Origin of the sequence: Nonomuraea sp. NBC_00507 (assembly GCF_036013525.1) — a bacterium.
In the GTDB taxonomy this organism is placed as follows: Bacteria; Actinomycetota; Actinomycetes; order Streptosporangiales; family Streptosporangiaceae; genus Nonomuraea.
In genome coordinates, this window is the sequence record NZ_CP107853.1 from 9,388,523 (window position 1) to 9,409,501 (window position 20,979).

Consider the following 20,979-nt stretch of genomic DNA (forward strand, 5'->3'; position numbering starts at 1 on the left):
GCTCCTCGTCATTCGTGTGCTGCGTCGAGTGTGCCCGCGTACGTGCTGTGCAGGCGGCGCGACTGCGTGGCCAGGTCTCCAGGCCGCACCGGGGCCGCGCCGTCCCGCAGGAAGGTCTCGGCCCGCTCGCGGAGCCGTTCGTGCAGCTTCGTCTCGGCGCCGGGATCGCCGGCGAGCGCGGGGGCCAGGCCCCGCGCCCACAGCTCCCAGCGGTCGCGGTAGTAGCCGCCGACGAGTCCCGCCCAGTGCCGGCCCGCGTAGTCGTCGAGGAGCGGGCTGTCCGCGGTGCCCCACACCGTGATGATGCGGCGGGCGTTGTCCCGCAGGACCTCGCGGTCGGCCGGCCCGGCGGCCCAGGACACGGCCTTGTCCTCCCAGTGCTGGAAGGTGTATTCGGGGCGGCAGGCCAGCATCCGGTCGAGGTCCTCGAAGACCGTCAGGAACCGGGCGACCCACTCGGGGTCGCCCGCCGACTCCACGACGTCGAGGCAGAGGCGGTCGGCCACCCTGGCCATGTAGGCGATGCCGGTCTCCATGAGGTCGTGCCCGAGCGGCCCGTCCAGCAGGCCGCCGTCGTGCTCGGCCGCCTCGATCATCTTCTCCCAGGCCTGTGCCAGCACGGCCGGCCGGTACCAGGGGGCACGAGACACCTCGGGTGTCCGCTCGTAGGAGGGATGGGTGGTGAGCACGCCCTGGAACTGGTCGGGAGCGATCCGCACGCCCTGCGCGCCGTAGACGGTGTCCAGGAGGCCGCGCCAGGCTGCCCGCAGCTCGGGCGTCCCCTGCCCCTCGTAGCGCTCGCTGACGAAGGCGTCGAGCCAGGCCTCGAGGTCGGGAACCCGGTTCCAGATCTGGTCGGCCACCAGCTCGAAGAAGACCGGGTTGTTGCGGGTGGCCTCCATGGACAGGCCGAGCCCGGCGGGCGGGCTCGGCGACGCCAGGGCCGCGTCGATCCCGGCCGGCACACTACGCAGGTCGGCGGCCGGATCGGTGCGGCCGCCGAAGTTGAGCAGCGCGCACCAGAGCCACGGTTTTCCGGAGAATCCCTCGAAAGTGCCCCACAGCGGATCGTGCTCCGCCCACAGGTCGGCCACGAGCATCCGGTCGTGCGGGATCGCGTCGAGGAATGTGGTGACGCGGTCCTCGGTCCAGAAGTCCCGCTGGTAGGAGAACGGCCAGGCCTGCATGAGCCACACCGCGTCCGGGTCGGCGGCCCGCAGACCGGCCAGCGTCGCAGCCGCCACGGCGCCGGGGAAGGACGGGTCGGCGTCGATGGGGATCATCTCGATGAACGGGTCGGCGGCGTAGAGGTGGTCGGTGCCGAAGAGCTTGATCTGGGCGCGGGCGAGCTCGGCGCCGATGCGCTCGTACAGCGGGTCGGCAGGGTCGAGGGCCCAGGTCTCGAATCCCTGCCACTGGCGACGGCCGGCCCTCGCTGAGGCTGCGATCTCGCGTGGAACGTGTCCGGTGAAGGCCGGGAGCACAGGCGTCATGCCGAAGGCCCGCTCACGGTCGAGGATGCGTGCCCCGAGCTCGCGACGACTCTCGATCCAGGACGAGGGGAGCGGGCCGGCGAAGTCGTCCAGGCAGCCCATGAACTGGAACGGCAGGTAGCCCGGCCCGCCCAGGAAGCTCCGGATCCGGTCGTCGTCGAGGCCGAGAAGGGAGTAGGCGGCGTGCAGCGCGGCCTCGTGGCCGGTGATGGCCAGCGGCATGGTGATGCCGTGCAAGGCCATCCAGTCGATCTCGCGTTCCCAGTCGGCCCAGTCCCAGTAGGGCATCGTGTAGCTGAAGGTGCAGAAGTTGAAGTAATAGCCCTCCCGCACCCGGGCCGAGCCCTGGCGGAGCGGGGCGTCGGGGAACGACGTCAGCCGCAGGGGAAGCACCGTGTCCCAGCCCACGGACATGCCGCAATGCTCCCGGAGATAGTGATGCAACGCGACGGAGGCGCTCACTCCGTCCGTCGCGGCGACGGTGAGCACGCCGCCCTTCGCCTCGTACGCGTACGCGCGCCGCGCACCGTCCTGGGCACCGTCCTGGGCACCGTCCTGGGCACCGTCCTGGGCACCGTCCTGGGCACCGTCCTGGGCACCGTCCTGGGCACCGTCCTGGGCACCGTCCTGGGCACCGTCCTGGGCACCGTCCTGGGCACCGTCCTGGGCACCGTCCTGGGCACCGTCCTGGGCACCGTCCTGGGCAGCGGAGCTCGCGAACCGGACCGACTCCGCCACCGGCCCGAGAACACGATGGGCGAGGCCGCGGACGGTGTCCGCCCACAGCGGCGCATGCTCGCCGTCACCGGACAACATCGCAGGTCACACCCCTCGACGAATTAGTTCCGTACGATCCATAATTAATATGCTAGCGTACCGGGACATCGGTCGAAGGGGCTCGGAGAGGCACATGGAGCAGCTGGTCGCCGCGGGCACGCAGTTCATGCGGGAGGTCAACGCGGCCGCGATCCTGAGCAGGCTGCGGGCCGAGACCAGCATGAGTGTGTCGGCGCTGGCCAAGTCGGTGGGGTTGTCCAGGCAGGCGGTCACCCGTTCGCTCAACGCCCTGGCCGAGGAGGGCCTCGTCGAGTTCGGCCCCGTCGACCGCGACACCACCCGGGCGGGGCGGCCCGCGCAGCTGGTGCGGTTCCGGGCGGAGGCGGGTCACGTGCTGGGGCTGTCGATCAGCCCGCAGGACGTGCGCGTGGCGGTGGCGGATCTGTCCGGGGCGGTCATCGCGACCGACGCGGTGCAGCTCGGCCCCGGCGCCGACGGGGTCCACGCGGTGGAGACGCTGCTGTCCACGGTGGCACTGACGCTGCGGGCGACCGGCCTCACGACCGGCGATCTCTGGTTCGCCTCGGCGGGCACCCCGGGCATCGTCGACCCGGCGTCCGGGATCATCAAGCTCATCCCGAGCCTGCCGGGGCTGACCGGCGACGTCCTCCTGCGCCGGCTCCAGGAGACGCTCGGCTGCCCGATCTACCTGGACAACGACGTCAAGCTGGCGACGCAGGGCGAGCGGTGGCGAGGCGCGCAGCGGCGTGAGGACTCGCTGGTGTTGGTTCACTGGGGCGAACGCGTCGGCGCCGGGATCGTGCTCAACGGCGAGCTCTACCGTGGCGCCTCCAACGATGCGGGTGACGTCGGCTTCCTCGATCTGTTCACCGACGCGGCGGGCGGCGGCCCCGCAGAGTCCCGCCACCCCCACGGCCTCGGCCCGTTCGAGCACCGGGTGGGCGGCGAGGAGATCGTGCGCCAGGCCGCCGCGGCGGCCGAACGCGCCGGCGACGGTGAATTCCGCGCCCGGATCGAGGCCGCGGGAGAGCGCGCGTTCGAGGCCGTGCTGGACGCCGTCGTCGACGGCCGGCCTGCGGCTCTGGAGGCGATCGACGTGGTGGCACGCCGTTTCGCCAAAGGCATCGCCGTGCTCCGAGCCATTCTCAACCCCCGGCTCGTGGTCATCGGCGGGCCCTTGGCCAGATGCGGCGAGAGGCTGCTGGAGGCGCTCCGGCGGCATCTGTCCGGCGAGCCGCTGGACCAGCCCGCGCTGGAGGTCTCGACGCTCCACGAGGACGCCGTCGTCCACGGGGCGCTGCGGCACTCGCTGGAGGAGATCGAACGCACCAGGTTCGGCCTGGTGAGAACCGGTCGTCACGAAGGCCGTTGAGGACCTGACCCCACCACCCCCCGACAGAGGAGAAAGGTCATGCGTATCACGACACCAGCCCGGCGCGAGCTCCGGCACGCGCTCGTGGCGCTGGGCGTCACGGCGGCACTCGCCCTGACGGCCTGCGCGGGCACCAGCAGCACGGCCGGCAACCCGGCACCGAAGGTCGACGTCTCGACGACCATCCCCAGCGACCCGGTGACGCTCACTCTCGCCTATACCAACGACCCGCCGACCAAGGCGCTCATCGACGGCTTCACCAAGAAGCACCCGAACGTCACCATCAAGCCCCAGATGACGCCGTTCAACGACTACATCAAGTCCATCAAGCTCGCGATGTCGTCCGACGCGGCGCCGGACATCGCCCAGTACAACCCGGGCGCGATGAACTCCCTGGTCCCGGCCGGCCTCATCCTGGACCTGGGCCCGTGGTCCAAGGCGTACGGCTGGAACACGAAGTTCCCGCCGGCCAGCCTGGAGGTCCTGAGCTCGGACAAGTCGGCCAAGCAGTTCGGCACCGGCAGCCTGTACGCCGTGCCCGGCGGGCTCTCCGTGCTCGGCGTCTTCTACAACAAGAAGATCGTGAAGGAGGCGCCGAAGACGCTGGCCGAGTTCGAGGCCGCGATGAAGCAGGCCAAGGACGCCGGCCACACGCCGCTGAGCAACGGCGCGCTCCAGGTCGGCGGTTTCCACCTGTGGAACGCGCTGCTCAACGTCACCGGCGACGTCGCCGACTACCGGTCCTGGGTGTACGGCAAGCAGGGCTCGACCATCGAGAACCCCGCCGCGCTGAAGGCCACCCAGATGCTGACCGACTGGGCGAAGAAGGGATACATCTCCAGCTCGGCGAGCGCCACCGCGGACGCCGACGCACTGGCGAGCTTCGCCAAGGGCGGCAGCGCGTTCCTGATCACCGGTAACTGGGCCGCCTCCACCCTGGAGACGGAGATGGGGAACGACGTCGGCTTCTTCCTCATGCCCACGGAATCGGCCGACAAGCCGGCGAACGTCGCCTCCGGGGCGAGCGTCGCCTACGCCATCTCGGCGAAGAGCAAGAACCCGAACGTCGCCGCGGCGTTCCTCGACTACCTGGGCTCGCCGGAAGCGGCCAAGATCGAGTTCGACGGCGGGTTCATGCCGGTCGACACCAAGGCCGACCTCGGGGCCGAGGGGCTGCGGGGCGAGATCGCGACCATCTTCTCGCAGGTGGCGCAGAACAACGGCATCGTCCCGTTCCCCGACTTCGCCTCCCCCGGCATGATCGACAAGCTGACCCCCGGCATCCAGGGGCTCATCAACGACAAGATGGCCCCCGATGCCTTCCTCCGCTCCCTGCAGGGGTCGTGGGACGCCCACCATGGCTCGTGAGCTGACCTCGTCCGTCTCTCCGCCGCGCGCCGTCGAGGCACGCGGCGGGGGGCGGGCGGCCCACCCGCCCGCCCGCTCGCCGCGCCGGCGCGGAGCGCGCGGCTGGCTCTACGTGCTGCCCGCACTCGCGGTCTACCTGGGATTCGCCATCTGGCCGGCGCTGAACACGCTGCGCCTGTCCCTCCTGACGTGGGACGGCATCCTGCCGGCCACCTGGGCGGGCTTCGGCAATTACGTGGAGATCTTTCAGGACTCGGCGCTGTATGAGGCCATCCTGCACAGCCTCGTGCTGATCATCTTCTTCTCGTTCATCCCCATCGGCGTCGGGCTGCTCATGACGGCGCTGCTGATGGGGAAGGTGCGCCGGGGGATGACGTTCTTCCGCGTCGTCTTCTTCCTCCCCCAGGTGCTTCCGCTCGTCGCCGTCGGCATCACCTGGCGGTGGCTCTACAGCGACGCCGGCGTCGTCAACCAGTTCCTCGACCTGGTGGGGCTGGGCGCGATCACCCGCGCCTGGCTGGGCGACTACCAGCTGGCGCTCGTCGCGCTCGGGCTCATCGGCACCTGGGTGATGAGCGGGCTGTGCATGATGCTCTTCCTGACCGGCGCGCAGAAGATCGACCCCTCCCTGTACGAGGCGGCCAAACTCGACGGTGCGGGGTCGTTCCGGCAGTTCCGCCACGTCACGCTGCCCGGGGTGCGCCGGGAGATCACCGTCGCCGGCGTCATCACCACGATCGCCGCTCTGGCCAGCTTCGACCTGGTCTTCGTCACGACGAACGGCGGCCCGGCGGGTCAGACCAACGTGCCCGGTCTGCTGGTCTACCGGCTGGCCTTCAACGAAGGCGACATCGGCGGCGCCAGCGCGCTGGCCGTCGTGCTGACCGTGATCGTGGTCGCCGTCGTCAGCGCCGTCCGATACTTCACCAGGGATGAGAGTTGAGCATGCGCGGCGGTGTCAGTCTCAGGTACGGAGTGCTCGTCCTGCTCGCGGTCATGATTCTGGTGCCGTTCGCCGGCATCATCCTGGCCGCCCTGCATCCGCCCGGTTCGCAGCTCAACGGGCTGAGCATCCCGGACCAGTGGTCGTGGGAGAACTTCACGCTCGCCTGGGAGCGGGGCAACATGACCGCGCTCATGCGCTCGAGCCTGCTGATCGCGGTCTTCGTGGTGCCGCTGTCGGTGGTGCTGGCCACGCTCGCCGGCTACGGCCTGGCGATCCTCAGGGTGTGGGGGCACCGGACGTTGTCGTTCGCGTTCGTGATGGGGCTCACGCTGCCGATCGAGCTGATCGTGGTGGCGCTCTACTTCAACCTGCGCGAGGTCGGCCTCACCAACTCCTACGTCGGCATCATCCTGGCCGAGGCGGCCCTGTTCATGCCGTTCGGGGTCTACTGGATGCAGACGCACTTCTCGAACGTGCCCGAGGAGCTCGTGGAGGCGGCGCGGATCGACGGCGCCAGGGACCTCATCGTGCTGGCGCGGGTGCTGGTGCCCATCTCGTGGCCGGCGATCACCACGCTGTCAGTGCTGTACTTCATGTGGTCGTGGAACCAGTTCATGCTGGTGCTGGTGATGATGCAGGACCCGGACCGGCGCACCGCGCCGAGCGGGCTGGGGCTCTTCGTCGGCGAGCACACAACGGACATCCCGTTGCTGGGGGCCGCCTGTTTGATCGTCATCGCGCCGATCGTCGTGGTGTATCTCCTCTTCCAGCGCAGCTTCGTGAGCGGGATCACCCAGGGCGCCATCAAGGGCTGACCGCCTGCACGGGGCTGGGGTTTGGCGTTGGAGCCGACCGCCATGTCAAGATGCGGTGTGGTCGGTACCCCGCCTGAGCTGGAGCGTGGCACCGGCGTCCCCGCGCACGTGCAGATCGAGCGATGGCTGCTTGAGTCCATCGACAGCGGCGAGCTGGCGCCGGGCGACCGGCTGCCCGGCGAGCGGGAGCTGGCCGGGCGGCTCGGCGTGAGCAGGATGACGCTCAGACAGGCCCTGGCGACGCTGGAGCACGACGGCGTGCTGGTCAGGGTCCCCGGCAGGGCGGGCGGCGCGTTCGTGGCCGAGCCGCGCATCGAGTGCGACCTGACGGGCCTGGCCGGGTTCACCGAGCAGATGCGGCGGGCTCACCTGCGGGCCGAGGCGAGGATCCTGACGGCCAGGACGGTGCCCGCCAGGGGCACGGTGGCCCGAGCGCTTGAGGTCGAGGCGGGCTCGCCCGTGCACGAGGTGGCCAGGGTGCGCTCGGCCGGGCGCTCGCCGGTGGCGCTCGAGCGTTCCTACTTCCCCGACCTGCCCGGGCTGCTCGACCAGGACCTCACCGGCTCCCTCTACACTCTCCTGGCCACCCACTACGACCTGGGGCCGCGCACCGCGGTCGAGCACCTCGACCCGGTGATCGCCCGCCCGGGGGACGCCGCCGAGCTGGGCATCGCGCCGGGCGCGCCGCTCATGCTGATCGAGCGCACGGCCTACGCGGCGGACGGCACGCCGGTGGAGTTCGCGCGCGACCTGTTCCGCCCCGACCGGGTCCGCATCGCGGTACGCAGCGGCGTCACGGGACCAGCGGAGTCTTGACCACCGTGCCCGGCACCCACGCCCCCTCGACCTCGATCTCGACCTCGGCCCCCGTCTCGGCCGGCAGGTAGGCGTAGGCGATGGACTCACGGGCGGTGTAGCCGTATCCGCCGGAGGTGACCCGGGTGACGACCCGCCCGTCCAGCCGGACGGGCTCGTTGCCGAGCGCCACGGCCGTAGGGTCGCTCAGCGTCACGCACCGCAACCGGCGCTCAGGTGCCGGGTCCAGCGCGTCCCTGCCGAGGAAGTCCTTGTCCGGCTTGACGCAGAACCCCAGGCCTGCCTCGTACGGCGTCGTCTCCGGCCCGATGTCCGCGCCCCACACCCGGTAGCCCTTCTCCAGCCGCAGGCTGTCGATGGCCTTGTAGCCGCCGGCCACCAGCCCGTACGGCTCCCCCGCCCGCCACAGGGCATGCCACAACGCCAGGCCGTACTCGCTGGAGCAGTAGAGCTCCCAGCCGTGCTCGCCCACGAACGTCACCCGCAGCGCCAGCACCGGCACGTCCCCCACGGTGATCTCCCGCGACGACATGAACGGGAAGTCCATCGGGTCCGGCGTCAGCTCCTTGACGATGTCGCGGGCCCGCGGACCCCACAGGGCGAAGCAGGCGTACTGGCCGGTCACGTCGGCGATCCTCGCCGTCGAGCCGGTGTGCGCGGCCTGCTTGCGCAGCCACCCCAGGTCGTGGGAGCCGAACGCGGTGCCGGTGACGATGAGGAACTCCTGCTCGCCGCGCCGGGTGACGGTGAAGTCGCACTCGATGCCACCGCGCCGGTTGAGCGCCTGCGTGTACGTGACCGCGCCCACCTCCCGGGCGACCCGGTTGTCGCACACCCACTCCAGCAGCTCCGCCGCGCCCGCGCCGGTGACCTCGATCTTGGCGAACGAGCTCTCGTCGAAAAGCCCCGCCGTGGTCCGGGTGGCACGATGCTCGACTCCGATCGCGGGCGACCACAGCCGCCCCGCCCAGCCGACCGGCCGCTCCCCTCCCCCGTCGTCGTTGGTCGCGTAGTAGTTGACCCGCTCCCAGCCCGACTTCTCCCCGAAGACGGCCCCGTGGGCGGCGTGCCAGGCGTAGGCGGGCGAGACCCGCAGGGGCCGCCCCGCCGACCGTTCGTGCCCGGGGTAGCGGATGTCGTAGTACGTCTCGTAGTTCTCGACCGCCCGCTTGAGCGTGTACGACGGCGAGCGGTAGTGGCGGCCGAACCGGCGCACGTCCATGTGCCACAGGTCCATGCTCGGCTCGCCCTCGACGATCCACTCGGCCATCACCTTGCCGATGCCGCCCGCGCCCGCGATGCCGTGCGCGCAGAACCCGGCGGCCACGAAGAACCCGGCCACCTCGGTCTCGCCGAGGCAGAACTCGTTGTCGGGGGTGAACGCCTCGGGGCCGTTGATCAGCTTGCGGATGCCGACGTCGGCCATCGCCGGCACCCGCACCCGGGAGTTGTCGAAGATCTCCTCGAGCCTCGGCCAGTCCTCGGGCAGGAGGCGGCCGTTGAAGTCGGCGGGCACCGCGTCGTAGGCGTTGGGGCCGGCCGTCCAGGGCGCGCACGTGCGCTCGTACCCGCCCATGACCAGGCCCTGCACCTCCTGCCGGTAGTAGACGAGCAGGTCGGGGTCGCGCAGCGTGGGCAGGCCGGTGTGGTCGTGGAAGGCGTCGGTCACCACGTACTGGTGCGACATCGGCACGATGGGGACCCGCACGCCGGCCATGCGGCCGATCTCGGCCGCGAACATGCCGCCGCAGTTGACCACGATCTCGCAGGCGATGTCCCCCTGGTCGGTGCGGACCCCGGTGACCCGGCCGTTCACGACGTCGATGCCCAGCACGCGGGTGCCGGTGCGGATGGTCGCGCCGCCCTCGCGGGCCCTCGCGGCCAGCGCGTAGCACAGCTGCGACGGGTCGATCTGCCCGTCCGTCGGCAGGTACGCGGCCCCGATTACGCCCTCGGGATCCATGAGCGGGAACAACTCCACGGCCTCGGCCACCGAGATCTCCTCCAGCGGCAGCCCGAACGTCCGCGCCCACCCGATCTGGCGCCGGATCTCGGCCATCCGCTCCGGCGTGGAGGCCAGCTTGATGCCGCCGCATTCGGTCCAGCCGGCGTCGAGGGTGCGGTAGAGCTCGACGGAGTATTGGTTCATCCGGGTCAGCGTGGGGTCGGCGCGCAGCTGGCCGACGAGCCCGGCGGAGTGGAAGGTGGAGCCGCTGGTCAGCTCGTCCCGCTCGAGCACGACCACGTCGCGCTCGCCGAGCTGGGTGAGGTGGTAGGCGACGGACGCGCCGCCCACGCCGCCGCCGATGATCACGATGCGGGCCGAGTCGCTCATGGTCGCGAGGCTAGCCGCCACGCCGTAAAAGGTCTAGACCGTTTAGCGCGGGTCGTCCTAGCATCGAGCATGGCCGTGCCCGAGGTGCTCGATCGTATCCCGCTGCTGTCCGGCGTGCCGCGTACCGTCGAGGAGTTGCCCGGCGGGCTGACCAACCACAACTACAAGGTCGTCACGCCCGATGGGGCGTACGTGGCGCGCGTGTGGGCCAGCGACGGGGCGCTGCTGGCCATCGACAGGGACGCCGAGCACGCGAACTCGGTCGCGGCGGCCGCCGCCGGGGTGGGGGCCCCGGTGCACGCATACCTGCCCGAGCTCGGGGTGCTGGTCGTGGGGTTCGTGCCGGGGCGGACGTTCACGGAGGCCGACCTGCGGGATCCGGCGAACCTGCCGCGCGTGGCGCAGGCGTGCAGGCGGCTGCACGCAGGGCCGCGGTTCGTGCGCGACTTCGACATGTTCGACGTCCAGCAGCGCTACCTGGAGATCGTCCAGACTCGCGGCTTTCGGCTTCCGGCCAAATATCTCGACTTCATGCCCACTGTCGCTGAAATCCGGAAATGTCTGGCTGTGCGCGACGAAGGCACCGTCCCCTGTAACAACGACCTGCTGCCGGGCAACATCCTCGACGACGGCGAGCGCCTCTGGCTGATCGACTACGAGTACTCCGGCAACAACGACCCCTGCTTCGAGCTCGGCAACGTCTGGAGCGAGTCCGACCTGCCGCTCGGCCACCTGGAGGAGCTCGTCACCGCCTACTACGGCCGCCGGCTCCGCAACAAGATCGCCCGCGCCCGGCTGCTCGGCCTCATGTCCAAGTACGGCTGGACGTTGTGGGCCTCGATCCAGGACGGCGCCAACGAGAGCATCGACTTCGACTTCTGGTCGTGGGGGATGGAGAAGTACGAGCGGGCCGTGGCCGAGTTCACCGGGCCCGAACTGACGTCCCTCATGGACGAGGCCGCGCGTTCGGATTAGGCCGGGCAGACTTGGTGACATGCTTGCCGCATTGACCGGCCTGGGCCTGTCCACGGCCGCCGGTTTGAACGCCTACATCCCGCTCCTGGTGGTGGGCGTCTTGTCCAACGTCACCGACGCCGTGAAGCTGCCCGACGGCTACTCCTGGCTGTCGAACTGGGGCGTGCTCGCGGTGATCGCGGTGCTGCTGGCCGCGGAGATGGTCCTCGACAAGGTCCCCGCCGTCGACAGCGTCAACGACGCCATCCAGACCGTGATCCGCCCGGCCTCCGGCGGTGTGGTCTTCTCGGCCACGAACGCCGCCGCCGAACTGGAGCAGTCCACGTGGATGACGGAGAACCCGTGGGTGGGCTGGCTCCTGGGTATCGTCGTGGCGCTGGCCGTGCACGCGATGAAGGCGGCGGCCCGCCCCGTGGTCAACGCGGGCACGGCAGGCGTGGGGGCGCCGGTGGTGAGCACGGCGGAGGACGCGGGGTCGCTCGGCATGAGCCTGATCGCGGTGTTCGCCCCGATCCTGGTGATCGTCGCGTTGCTGGTGCTCGCCGTCCTGTCCTGGTGGCTGTTCAGGCGGGTACGCCGCTTCCGCGCCCGCCGCCGAGCCGCCCGAAGTCAGCCTCCGGGCTGACCTCCACTCCCCCTGCGGGCTGATCCGCCGCCCCTCCCGCGCCTCGTACGGTGATCCCGGTTAGCGAACAACCGCAAGACGTGTGAGCGCCACCGTGGCCCCCGACCCTGGCACGCTCACACGGCCGAGGGCCCGGCGGCCTCCGCACCGCCGGGCCCCTCACCCGCGCAGTCTCCGCAACCACCCACCCACGAGGTGCACGAACTCGGCCGGGCGCTCCTCGTGCAGCCGATGGCTGGAGCCCTCCCAGCACACGACCTTCGACTTCGGCACCTTGAGCAGGCCCGCCTCCCAGCTCGCGCGGCCAGGATCGGCCCAGATCGACAACACCGGGCACCGCCTGCGTGCCAGGTAGTCGTCGCTGGCCGGCCGCACGCCGATGGCGTCCGGCGCAGTGAACATGGCCTCGAACGCCTGGGCGAGCACGTGCGGCGGCATGCCGTACAGCCTGCGCTTGTGCCAGCGGCGGATGACGGCGGGCGTGGCGGCGTTCGTGCACCACTCGTCGATCGCCTCGGCGACGGCGTGCGGCTGCTCGCCGCGCAGGCCCTCGATCATCTGGGGGAACCCCTGGGCGATGTCGTCGGTGATGCCGTACCCCGGGTCGAGGGCGACGAGCGCGCGTACCCGGTCCGGGTGCTCGACGGCCAGGATCGACACCACCTGGCCACCCATCGAGTGCCCGACGGCGACGACCTGGGGGATGCCGAGGCGGTCGAGCAGGGCGTTCAGGTCCTCGGCCATCATGCGGGGCGTGTTGCCCGTCGCCGGGACCGACGAGTAGCCGTGCCCGCGCAGATCGGCGGCGATCACCCGGCGCCCGGCGGCCGCCAGCGCGTCGATGTGCCAGGACCATTGGTGCGAGTCGGTCCCCCAGCCATGGACGAGCAGCAGCGGCGGCCCGTCGCCGCTCCCGTCGTCGGTGTAGAAGATCCTGATGCCGTCGCCGACGTCCGCGTACGGCATGGCTCACCCCACCTCTTCCGGGCGGGGCAGCAGCGCCGACTCCCCTGCCGTCCAGCCGCCGTCGACGGCGAGCTCGGCACCGGTGACGTACGAGGCGGCGTCGGACAGCAGGAACACGATCGCCTCCGCGACCTCCGCCGGCTCACCCCACCGCCCGGCCGGGGCCAGGGGGAAGGTGCCCTCGCCCGACACGGCGCCGAACCCCTGGGTCATGGGGGTGACGATCATCCCCGGATGCACGGAGTTGACCCGGATGCGGTCCTTGCCGAACTCCAAGGCGGCGATCTTGGTGAGGCCACGCACGCCCCACTTGGACGCGCCGTACCCGCCCGTACCCGGCAAGGCGAAGAGCCCCGCGACCGAGGACAGGTTGACGATGGCGCCGCCGCCCGAGGTCCGCATGGCGCCGGCCACGGACTTGAGCCCCAGGAAGACGCCGACCAGGTTGACCTGGAGCACCCGCTGGAACTCCTCCAGCGGCTGCTGCTCGAGGGGCACCATGGTGGCGATGCCGGCGTTGTTCACCAGGCCGTCGAGCCGCCCGAACTCCTCCACGGTCCGCGCGACCACGTGCGCCCACTGCTCCTCGCTCGTCACGTCGTGCGGGATGAACCGGGCGTCGAGCTCCTTGGCCGTGGCCGTACCCTCCTCCACGAGCACGTCGGTGACCACGACCCGGGCACCGGCCGCGACGCACCGCCGCGCGGTCGCCGCCCCCATCCCTCTCGCACCACCGGTGATGATCACAACCTTGCCGTCAAGCACCCGCAACAGCCCCTTCCTCGCCCTGAGCCGCGACCATGTGACTGAAACACAGCATTCCGGTTGTATCAAGGGCTTGCTTGGCCGTGCGCGCCAAAACCGCTCCGGCGCACTATCCTCTAGGCATCAACACCAACAGGGGGTGGCGAAGATCGGCGAAGTCCTTGTCATCGTGCTAGTGATCCTGGCGTTCCTCCTGCTGCTGACGGGCGTCGGCGTCTACCTGCTGGTCAAGCTGGGCAAGAAGGCGGCAGGCAAGGCCAAGGAGGCCGCGACGCGGCTGAGCACGCATGTCAACGCGATGGGCACGGGCGACGCCGCCGAGGTCGAGCGCCTCCGCCTCGACCTGCGCCGCGAGGTGTCGCTCACCCGCCAGGCGGTCGAGCAGGCGCAGCATCAGGGATGGGGGCTCGGCGACCTGCCCCGGCTTCTGGCCGACCTCGAGGCACAGGCCAACGTGCACGACGGCCAGCTCGGCATGTACGCCCAGCAGCGCCGCGTGTCACCGTACATCGACCACGCCACCCTGGACCGGCTGCGCGAACACCAGGCCAAGCTGACGGCCATGTGCGCCCGCATCCGCGCCGACCTCCTCGGCGACCAGGTCCACCACACGTCCTCCGGCATCGCCGACCTCACGTCCCGCACGGACCTGGAGATCGAGGCCCGCCGCCGGGCGCCGGACCCGCTGGAGGAGATCGACGAGCTCTATCGCCGGTCGATGGAGGAACGCAAAGACCTGCCCTGACGGCTACTAAGCGTGGCACAATAGACGCGCCGCGTGAAGACGCTGAGGAGGCAGACTGATGACTATGGCCCTTCCTGAGTGGTTCTATCCCGGCCCCCCCGGTGGCTGGACCGCCGACATGCTCGATCATCTTCCCCCCGACGCGCCACGGCACGTCGAGCTGATCGATGGGTCTCTCATCATGATGTCGCCGCAGACGCTCTTTCACCTGTATACGGTCGAGCTGATTAAGCAGTCCATCAAACCGCCCGCGCATCTGGAGGTCGTTCGCGAAATGACGGTCACTCTGGGCCTGCGCCAGCGGCCGGAGCCCGACATCCTCGTGGTAAACAGGTCGGCGACCACTTCAATGAAGCTCACCTCCTTCAAGCCGGAGGACGTGCACCTCGTGGTCGAGGTGGTCTCGGATGAGTCCAGGGAGCGGGACCGGACCACGAAGCCGATCAAATACTCGAACGCCGGAATCAAGTACTTCTGGCGGGTGGAAGAAGAAGGCGGGCTCCCGGTCGTCTACACCTTCGAGCTCGAGCCGACGGTCAGGGCCTACGTCCCCACCGGCATCCATCACAAGCGACTACAGACCAACATCGGATTCGACGTCGACATCGACCTCACGTTGGCACAGCGACCCGCTTAGGCGCGTCCCCACTCCCCGTAAACCAGCGCGGCAAGCTCGGCCTCTGTGGCGCCCTCATTGGCCTTGGCCTTGGTGGCCTGGGCCTGGGCTTTCGTGGGCAGCAGGCCGTCCAGCAGCACAGGCAGTGACAGTCGCCGCAGCAGCACCTCCGCCTCCGAGATCCCGTACGGTCTGCGCGTCACCGCCACGTTCACCCGCAGCGCATGCTCGTTCCCCGACGGAACACCTGGACGATCGACCTCGATGGCCGAATACCGGAAGCCGTTCGCCAGGTTGCAGGCGGCGCACGAGGCCGGTCCCCTACTGAGTCTGCCGCCGCATTCCGCACAGGTCAGGCGGTCGTAAGCGGCGTCGACCACTCGCCACGGATGCTTGTCGGGCTCGTCCACGACCATTTCGGCGATCAGACACTCCTGCTCGAGCGGCTCGGCCGTGCCCTGCCCATGGTCGCGCTCGCACGGGGCTCCGCTGGTCACGCAAGCTACCGCTCTCCGCCCCAAGCTCGCCGCTCCGAACTCACGCTCTAGAAAGCCTCGCCAACCCTCCTCGACGATCTCGTCCACCAGCCCGGCACACCGGCCGCACCCAGGCGCACCGGCCGGCTCCCAGTGACCGCACATCCCGCATCGCCGCATGCCCGCACGCTACAAGCGGCTCCGAACCCGCCGCACCGCATTATCGGCCGGCGGACCGGAAACCATCAGCGGGCGAATAAATCGCTTGCGGCACCGGAACACACCCCGGCATACTCGGCCACGTTGATCGTTTGCCGCGACCCGAAGGGAGGGTGAGACCGTGACGACGACTGTTCGCGTGCCGTTTTCCGCGTCCTCATTCCTTCCCACCGCGTGCTCATTGATCTGATCGACGTGCCGGTGGGCCTCATACCTGGAGCAATCCCACCGTGCCGAAGCACTCGCAACACCGCCGCCGTGGCAAGTACGCCCTCGACACCGACGACATCGAATGGCTCGAGAGCACTCCCGACATCGCCCTCGCCGATGACGGCCCGCCCGAGGGCGACCGCTGGTCCACCTGGGACCAGAGCACGCCCACGGAGAAGGGCCCCCGGCCGTACCCCGGCTGGCTGGTCACCGAGCTGGCCGCCGTCGACACCGAGCACGGCGTGCTCAAGACCGGCAAGGAAGCCGACGTCCATCTGATCTCCCGTGGCGTGCCGGGCACGGATCGGGTGTGCCTGCTGGCCGCCAAGCGATACCGCTCCACCGAGCATCGCCTCTTCCATCGCGACACCGGCTATCTGGAAGGCCGCAGGACTCGCGACGACCGCATGAACCGGGCCATGGCCAGCCGCACCGCCTTCGGCAGGCAGGCGATCGCCGCCCAGTGGGCGGTGGCCGAGTTCGGGGCGTTGTGCAGGTTGTGGGAGCTGGGGGTTCCGGTGCCGTACCCGGTGCAGATCGTGGGGACGGAGATCTTGCAGGAGTTCATCGGAACACCGGACGGGTACGCGGCCCCGCGCCTCGCCCAGGTGTCCGACGGCCTCGACGACCTGTGGGAACAGCTGGTCGCCGCCATGGTCACGCTGGCCCGGGAAGGCCTCGCCCACGGCGACCTGTCTCCGTACAACCTGCTGGTCCACGACGGCAGGCTGGTGATCATCGACCTGCCGCAGATCGTGGACGTGATCGCCCACCCGGCAGGCCCGTCGTTCCTGGACCGCGACGCCCGCAACGTCGCCAACTGGTTCGCCGCCAAGGGCGTCCCCGCCGACCCGGACTCCCTCGCCGAGCTTCTACGTGCGGAGACCGGAATCATCCGCTAGATGCGGCCCGCGTCGCGCGCGGCCTCCACGGCCCGCGCGACGCCAACCCAGCGCGGTTCTTCCCCTATGTAAACAAGCGTGCACTGGATCGCGAAGGCGGCAACCTTCCTACCGGAACTGAGTTCGAACTCAAGCCCGAAGCGACCTGGCCGCGTGTCGACGACCTCCCGAGCGGAAAAGTGTGCGTCCGCCACGGATTGACCACACGTACTTGCCCGCCGGCCAACTCGACACGCGCATAGAACGCGGCCCACATCACCACGAGCAACACAACGAAAATGCCGGTCAGCCACGGCCATTGGTCGGCGGGCAGGCCCTCTTCCCACGTCGGGTTGAACCAGGACGGCGCGAGGAAGCCGGCCACATGGAGGATTCCCCTAGATCGCTCCCCTGCCAGCTCGCCCCTCGGCCGGCACAGCCGCCAACTCCCCACAGCGGCACGATTATCCGATCCGCCAGGCATCGCCGTCACTGTCACGGGCGGACGTCAGAAGGGCGGGCGAGTCAGGCCGAACCGTCGAGGGCAACCAGGGCGTCGATGGTGGCGCGGAGCCAGGCCAGCTCGGCCTGGCTCGTGGCGTGGGCGATGGTCAGCAGCCCCTGCCGGAACGGATCCCCGAACTCCTCGGCCGCCATCGGCCGGTCGCCGTCGTAGAAGAAGCTGGTCGGCTCTTCCAGGAACGCCAGCCGCCTGCGCAGCACGGCCCCCTGCTCCTTCGGCTCGTCCAGATGGCGGAGGAACGCCAGCAGCGTGAACCACCGGTTCTCATCGCTGATGTCGAGATCGTCCGGCTCCCGCAGCCGCCGCTCCAGCTCCGCACGACCCTCGTCCGTCAGGTAGAGCATGCGCCGTGGCGCGGCCGCGGCCCCTGGCTCATCCTTCCTGACGAGCCATCCGGCCGCGGCCATCCGTTTGATCGCCGGGTAGAGCGTGCCATCGGCCACCGGGCGCACGTGCCCCATCAGGGCCGCCACACGTTTACGCAGGTCGTATCCGTGTAGTGGCCTATCTCTGAGGAACCCGAGTATCGCCAGCTCCAGCATGACGACGATCATACCTCGGGACCGATATATATTGGCCCCGATACATGAGGAGACCGCCATGCATGATGCCATCGTCCACCCCAGCGGCGCTCGCATGCGCTGGGTAGAATTGCCGGGCGCGGAGCCGGCCCGTGTCTACGTTCACGGCCTCGGCGCCACCTCGGCCCCCTACTACGCGGAGGTCGCCGCCCATCCCCTCCTGACGCGCCGCCGCTCCCTCCTGATCGACCTGCTCGGTTTCGGCATCAGCGACCGGCCGCAGGACTTCCCCTACACACTCGAGGCCCATGCCGACGCGCTGGCCGAGGCGCTGGGCAAGGCCGGGGTCGCGGGTGCGTCGGTGATCGCGCACAGCATGGGCGGGGCGGTGGCGATCATCCTGGCCGCTCATCACCCCGAGCTGGTCGCCAACCTGATCCTCGTGGACGCCAACCTCGACCCCTACTCCGTGGTGCCCGTACAGCCTGGCAGCAGCGGCCTCGGAAGCTACACGGAGGAGGAGTTCGTCGCGCACGGGTGGAAGGAGGTGCGTGACCGGGTGGGGCCGCACTGGTGGTCCACGATGCGGCTGGCGGACCTGCGCGGCCTGCACCGTACGGCCGTCAGCCTCGCCCAAGGCACCGACCCCACGATGCGCGAGATGCTCAAGGCCCTGACGATCCCCCGCGCCTTCCTGCACCCGGAGGGGGACCCGCCGGAGGCGGCCGACGGCCTGCGCGCGGCCGGCGTCCAGGTCCTCGGCATTCCCGAGTCCGGTCACAACATCATGCTGGACAACCCGGAGGCCTTCGCCCAGACGCTCAGGACCCTTCTCCCCTAGGCCTCTGTCGCCAGCCGCCTCACAGCCGACCCGGCGTCGCGCAGCTGCACCACCGACCGGCGCGATGATCTCCCTGAGCTCGTTTTCCCAGGCCAGGATCCCCTTACTGCACTCCGGCCTCGCGCATGTCCCTGAGCTCGCGCTTGAGCTCCTTGATCTCGTCGCGCAACCGGGCGGCCACCTCGAACTGCAGGTCGGCCGCGGACTGGTGCATCTGCTCGGTCAGCGACTCGATCAACGACTCCATCTGCGCCCGCGGCATCTCCCCGGCGATGGCCTTGGCGTGCTGCCCGACCGGCCGCGACGCGAAGCCCGGCGTGGGCGCCTTGCCGCGCGACTGCTGGCGGCCGCCGCCGCCGAGCAGCTTGTCGGTGTCGGCGTCCTCGCGCTGCAGCGAGTCCAGGATGTCGGCGATCTTCTTGCGGAGCGGCTGCGGGTCGATGCCGTTGGCCTGGTTGTAGGCGATCTGCTTGGCCCGCCGCCGGTTGGTCTCGTCGATCGCCCGTTCCATCGACGGGGTGACCTTGTCGGCGTACATGTGAACCTGGCCCGACACGTTACGGGCGGCGCGGCCGATGGTCTGGATCAGGGACGTCTCGGAGCGCAGGAAGCCCTCCTTGTCGGCGTCCAGGATCGCCACCAGCGACACCTCGGGCAGGTCGAGGCCCTCGCGCAGCAGGTTGATGCCGACGAGCACGTCGAACTCGCCGGTGCGCAGCTCGCGCAGCAGCTCGATCCGCCGCAGCGTGTCGACCTCGCTGTGCAGGTAGCGGACCCGGATGCCGAGCTCCAGGAGGTAGTCGGTCAGATCCTCGGACATCTTCTTCGTCAGCGTGGTGACCAGCACGCGCTCGTCGCGGTCCGCGCGGTCGCGGATCTCGTGGACCAGGTCGTCGATCTGCCCCTTGGTGGGCTTGACGACGATCTCGGGGTCGACCAGGCCGGTCGGGCGGATGACCTGCTCGACGACCTCGCCCTTGGCCCGCCCCAGCTCGTAGGGTCCCGGCGTGGCCGACAGGTAGACGGTCTGGCCGATGCGCTCCAGGAACTCCTCCCACTTCAGCGGCCGGTTGTCGAGCGCCGACGGCAGCCGGAACCCGTGCTCGACCAGCGTGCGCTTACGGGAGGCGTCGCCTTCGTACATGGCGCCGATCTGCGGCACCGTCTGGTGCGACTCGTCCAGGACCAGCACGAAGTCCTCGGGGAAGTAGTCGAGCAGCGTGTTGGGCGCGCTGCCGGGCTCGCGCCCGTCCATGTGGCGCGAATAGTTTTCGATGCCGGAGCAGGTGCCGATCTGCCGCATCATCTCGATGTCGTAGGTGGTCCGCATCCGCAGCCGCTGTGCCTCCAGCAGCTTGCCCTGCCGCTCCAGCTCCGACAGCCGCTCGGCGAGCTCCGCCTCGATGCCCGTGACCGCGGCCGCCATGCGCGCCTCGCCGGCGACGTAGTGGGAGGCGGGGAAGATGTAGAGCTCCTCGTCCTCGGTGATGACCTCGCCGGTCAGCGGGTGCATGGTCGAGAGCTTCTCGATCTCGTCGCCGAACATCTCGATGCGGACGGCGAGCTCTTCGTATTTCGGGATGATCTCGATCGTGTCGCCGCGCACCCGGAACGTGCCGCGGGTGAAGGCGAGGTCGTTGCGCGTGTACTGCATGTCGACCAGGCGGCGCAGCAGCTGGTCGCGGTCGACGTCCATGCCGACGCGCAGCCTGGCCATCCGGTCGACGTATTCCTGCGGCGTGCCCAGGCCGTAGATGCAGGACACGGAGGCGACCACGATCGTGTCCCTGCGGGTGAGCAGCGAGTTGGTGGCCGAGTGGCGCAGCCGCTCGACCTCGTCGTTGATCGAGGAGTCCTTCTCGATGTAGGTGTCGCTCTGCGGGACGTAGGCCTCAGGCTGGTAGTAGTCGTAGTAGGAGACGAAATATTCCACCGCGTTGTTGGGCAGCATCTCCCGCAGCTCGTTGGCGAACTGCGCGGCGAGCGTCTTGTTGGGCTGCATGACCAGCGCGGGCCGCTGCAGGCGCTCGATCAGCCAGGCGATCGTGGCCGTCTTGCCGGTGCCGGTGGCACCGAGCAGGACGTTGTCCTTCTCCCCGGCCTTGACGCGGCGCTCCAGCTCGGCGATGGCCGTCGGCTGGTCACCGGAAGGAGTCATCTCGGTGACGACCTCGAACGGCGCCACCTTCCGCTGCAAATCTGTGACCGGTCGCATGTTGTCACTGTAGGCGGCGCGGCCGACAGAATTCGCGTCAGGCCGTCCGCTCCCCGATCCGCGGGAACGGGGTGGTGGAGAAGACGACCTCGACGGGCACCTCGAAGTATTCGGCGATCTTCAGCGCCAGGTAAAGGCTCGGGCTGTACTCTCCCCGTTCCAGGTAGCCGATGGTCTGGTAGTGCACGCCCAGGGCATTGGACAGCTGCCTGCGGGTCACGTTGCGCTCCGCGCGCAGCAGCGCGATGCGGTTGTAGACGGTCTCGCTCATGACCCGCCCCGGACCTCGATCACGGCTCTCGTGTCCACGCGATCGAGACCGTCTCCAGCTCTCTCACGGCCTCCATGAGACCTCCAAATAGTACGTCTACTACAGAGATAGCACATCTACTACGAGCCGCAATAGACCTGTGACAGGACATTGCAAGCGAACAGCAAGTCACACCCGATACGGTCGG

Annotated in this window: 20 protein-coding genes; 12 read left to right on the forward strand and 8 right to left on the reverse strand. The window is 69.7% G+C overall.

Annotation, left to right across the window (positions count from 1 at the left end; all coding sequences use genetic code 11):
• Window positions 1-8: 8 nt before the first annotated feature.
• The gene (locus OHA25_RS45300) at window positions 9-1,907 is read right to left on the reverse strand and encodes an alpha-N-acetylglucosaminidase (RefSeq protein WP_327583061.1); all 1,899 of its coding nucleotides are present in this window, start codon (window positions 1,905-1,907) and stop codon (window positions 9-11) included.
• 24 nt (window positions 1,908-1,931) lie between these two features.
• Here OHA25_RS45300 and OHA25_RS45305 point away from each other — a divergent pair, with 24 nt between their 5' ends.
• The 6 genes from OHA25_RS45305 to OHA25_RS45330 all read left to right on the forward strand — a co-directional run bounded on the left by OHA25_RS45305 (window position 1,932) and on the right by OHA25_RS45330 (window position 7,608).
• Window positions 1,932-2,336, forward strand: coding sequence for a hypothetical protein (locus OHA25_RS45305; RefSeq protein WP_327583062.1), 405 nt, complete (start codon window positions 1,932-1,934; stop codon window positions 2,334-2,336).
• A 67-nt stretch (window positions 2,337-2,403) separates the two neighbouring features.
• Window positions 2,404-3,663: an ROK family transcriptional regulator gene (locus OHA25_RS45310; RefSeq protein ID WP_327583063.1), complete on the forward strand. Its 1,260-nt coding sequence runs from the start codon at window positions 2,404-2,406 to the stop codon at window positions 3,661-3,663.
• 39 nt (window positions 3,664-3,702) lie between these two features.
• The gene (locus tag OHA25_RS45315; protein ID WP_327583064.1) at window positions 3,703-5,031 is read left to right on the forward strand and encodes an ABC transporter substrate-binding protein; all 1,329 of its coding nucleotides are present in this window, start codon (window positions 3,703-3,705) and stop codon (window positions 5,029-5,031) included.
• Window positions 5,021-5,974 carry a carbohydrate ABC transporter permease gene (locus tag OHA25_RS45320; protein WP_327583065.1) on the forward strand — a complete coding sequence of 318 codons (954 nt, stop codon included), beginning with the start codon at window positions 5,021-5,023 and terminating at the stop codon, window positions 5,972-5,974. The genes OHA25_RS45315 and OHA25_RS45320 overlap by 11 nt, the downstream gene beginning before the upstream one ends.
• 2 nt (window positions 5,975-5,976) lie before the next feature.
• On the forward strand, window positions 5,977-6,792 hold the full coding sequence (locus OHA25_RS45325; RefSeq protein ID WP_327583066.1) for a carbohydrate ABC transporter permease: 816 nt from the start codon (window positions 5,977-5,979) through the stop codon (window positions 6,790-6,792).
• Window positions 6,793-6,849: 57 nt separating this feature from the next.
• Window positions 6,850-7,608, forward strand: coding sequence for a GntR family transcriptional regulator (locus tag OHA25_RS45330; protein ID WP_327583067.1), 759 nt, complete (start codon window positions 6,850-6,852; stop codon window positions 7,606-7,608).
• Here the strand turns inward: OHA25_RS45330 and OHA25_RS45335 are convergent.
• Window positions 7,586-9,943 (reverse strand): GcvT family protein, encoded by a 2,358-nt coding sequence (locus OHA25_RS45335; protein ID WP_327583068.1) that lies wholly within the window; start codon window positions 9,941-9,943, stop codon window positions 7,586-7,588. The genes OHA25_RS45330 and OHA25_RS45335 overlap by 23 nt on opposite strands.
• Window positions 9,944-10,012: 69 nt before the next feature.
• Here OHA25_RS45335 and OHA25_RS45340 point away from each other — a divergent pair, with 69 nt between their 5' ends.
• On the forward strand, window positions 10,013-10,918 hold the full coding sequence (locus OHA25_RS45340) for a phosphotransferase (RefSeq protein ID WP_327583069.1): 906 nt from the start codon (window positions 10,013-10,015) through the stop codon (window positions 10,916-10,918).
• A 19-nt stretch (window positions 10,919-10,937) separates the two neighbouring features.
• Window positions 10,938-11,543 carry a DUF4126 domain-containing protein gene (locus tag OHA25_RS45345; protein ID WP_327583070.1) on the forward strand — a complete coding sequence of 202 codons (606 nt, stop codon included), beginning with the start codon at window positions 10,938-10,940 and terminating at the stop codon, window positions 11,541-11,543.
• Between the two features lie 159 nt (window positions 11,544-11,702).
• Here the strand turns inward: OHA25_RS45345 and OHA25_RS45350 are convergent, their stop codons facing one another.
• Both OHA25_RS45350 and OHA25_RS45355 read right to left on the reverse strand, forming a co-directional pair.
• Window positions 11,703-12,509, reverse strand: coding sequence for an alpha/beta fold hydrolase (locus OHA25_RS45350; RefSeq protein WP_327583071.1), 807 nt, complete (start codon window positions 12,507-12,509; stop codon window positions 11,703-11,705).
• A 3-nt stretch (window positions 12,510-12,512) separates the two neighbouring features.
• Entirely contained in the window at window positions 12,513-13,274 is a 762-nt protein-coding gene (locus OHA25_RS45355) for a glucose 1-dehydrogenase (RefSeq protein ID WP_327591138.1), read from the reverse strand.
• A 139-nt stretch (window positions 13,275-13,413) separates the two neighbouring features.
• On the opposite strand from OHA25_RS45355, the gene OHA25_RS45360 reads away from it, so the two are divergent.
• Window positions 13,414-14,019: a hypothetical protein gene (locus OHA25_RS45360; RefSeq protein WP_305922082.1), complete on the forward strand. Its 606-nt coding sequence runs from the start codon at window positions 13,414-13,416 to the stop codon at window positions 14,017-14,019.
• 58 nt (window positions 14,020-14,077) lie between these two features.
• On the forward strand, window positions 14,078-14,656 hold the full coding sequence (locus OHA25_RS45365; protein WP_327583072.1) for a Uma2 family endonuclease: 579 nt from the start codon (window positions 14,078-14,080) through the stop codon (window positions 14,654-14,656).
• On the opposite strand, the gene OHA25_RS45370 is transcribed toward OHA25_RS45365, so the two are convergent.
• On the reverse strand, window positions 14,653-15,132 hold the full coding sequence (locus OHA25_RS45370; protein ID WP_327583073.1) for a hypothetical protein: 480 nt from the start codon (window positions 15,130-15,132) through the stop codon (window positions 14,653-14,655). The genes OHA25_RS45365 and OHA25_RS45370 overlap by 4 nt on opposite strands.
• A gap of 428 nt (window positions 15,133-15,560) precedes the next feature.
• On the opposite strand from OHA25_RS45370, the gene OHA25_RS45375 reads away from it, so the two are divergent.
• Window positions 15,561-16,442 carry a serine protein kinase RIO gene (locus OHA25_RS45375; protein WP_327583074.1) on the forward strand — a complete coding sequence of 294 codons (882 nt, stop codon included), beginning with the start codon at window positions 15,561-15,563 and terminating at the stop codon, window positions 16,440-16,442.
• Window positions 16,443-16,946: 504 nt separating this feature from the next.
• On the opposite strand, the gene OHA25_RS45380 is transcribed toward OHA25_RS45375, so the two are convergent.
• The gene (locus tag OHA25_RS45380; protein WP_327583075.1) at window positions 16,947-17,486 is read right to left on the reverse strand and encodes a PadR family transcriptional regulator; all 540 of its coding nucleotides are present in this window, start codon (window positions 17,484-17,486) and stop codon (window positions 16,947-16,949) included.
• Between the two features lie 58 nt (window positions 17,487-17,544).
• Here OHA25_RS45380 and OHA25_RS45385 point away from each other — a divergent pair, with 58 nt between their 5' ends.
• Window positions 17,545-18,306, forward strand: coding sequence for an alpha/beta fold hydrolase (locus tag OHA25_RS45385; protein WP_327583076.1), 762 nt, complete (start codon window positions 17,545-17,547; stop codon window positions 18,304-18,306).
• 103 nt (window positions 18,307-18,409) lie between these two features.
• Here OHA25_RS45385 and uvrB read toward each other — a convergent pair whose 3' ends face one another.
• Together uvrB and OHA25_RS45395 are read right to left on the reverse strand one after the other, a co-directional pair.
• Window positions 18,410-20,521, reverse strand: a complete 2,112-nt coding sequence (uvrB, locus tag OHA25_RS45390) for an excinuclease ABC subunit UvrB (RefSeq protein ID WP_327583077.1) — start codon at window positions 20,519-20,521, stop codon at window positions 18,410-18,412.
• A gap of 37 nt (window positions 20,522-20,558) precedes the next feature.
• Window positions 20,559-20,792 (reverse strand): helix-turn-helix transcriptional regulator, encoded by a 234-nt coding sequence (locus OHA25_RS45395; RefSeq protein ID WP_305922076.1) that lies wholly within the window; start codon window positions 20,790-20,792, stop codon window positions 20,559-20,561.
• Between the last annotated feature and the right edge of the window lie 187 nt (window positions 20,793-20,979).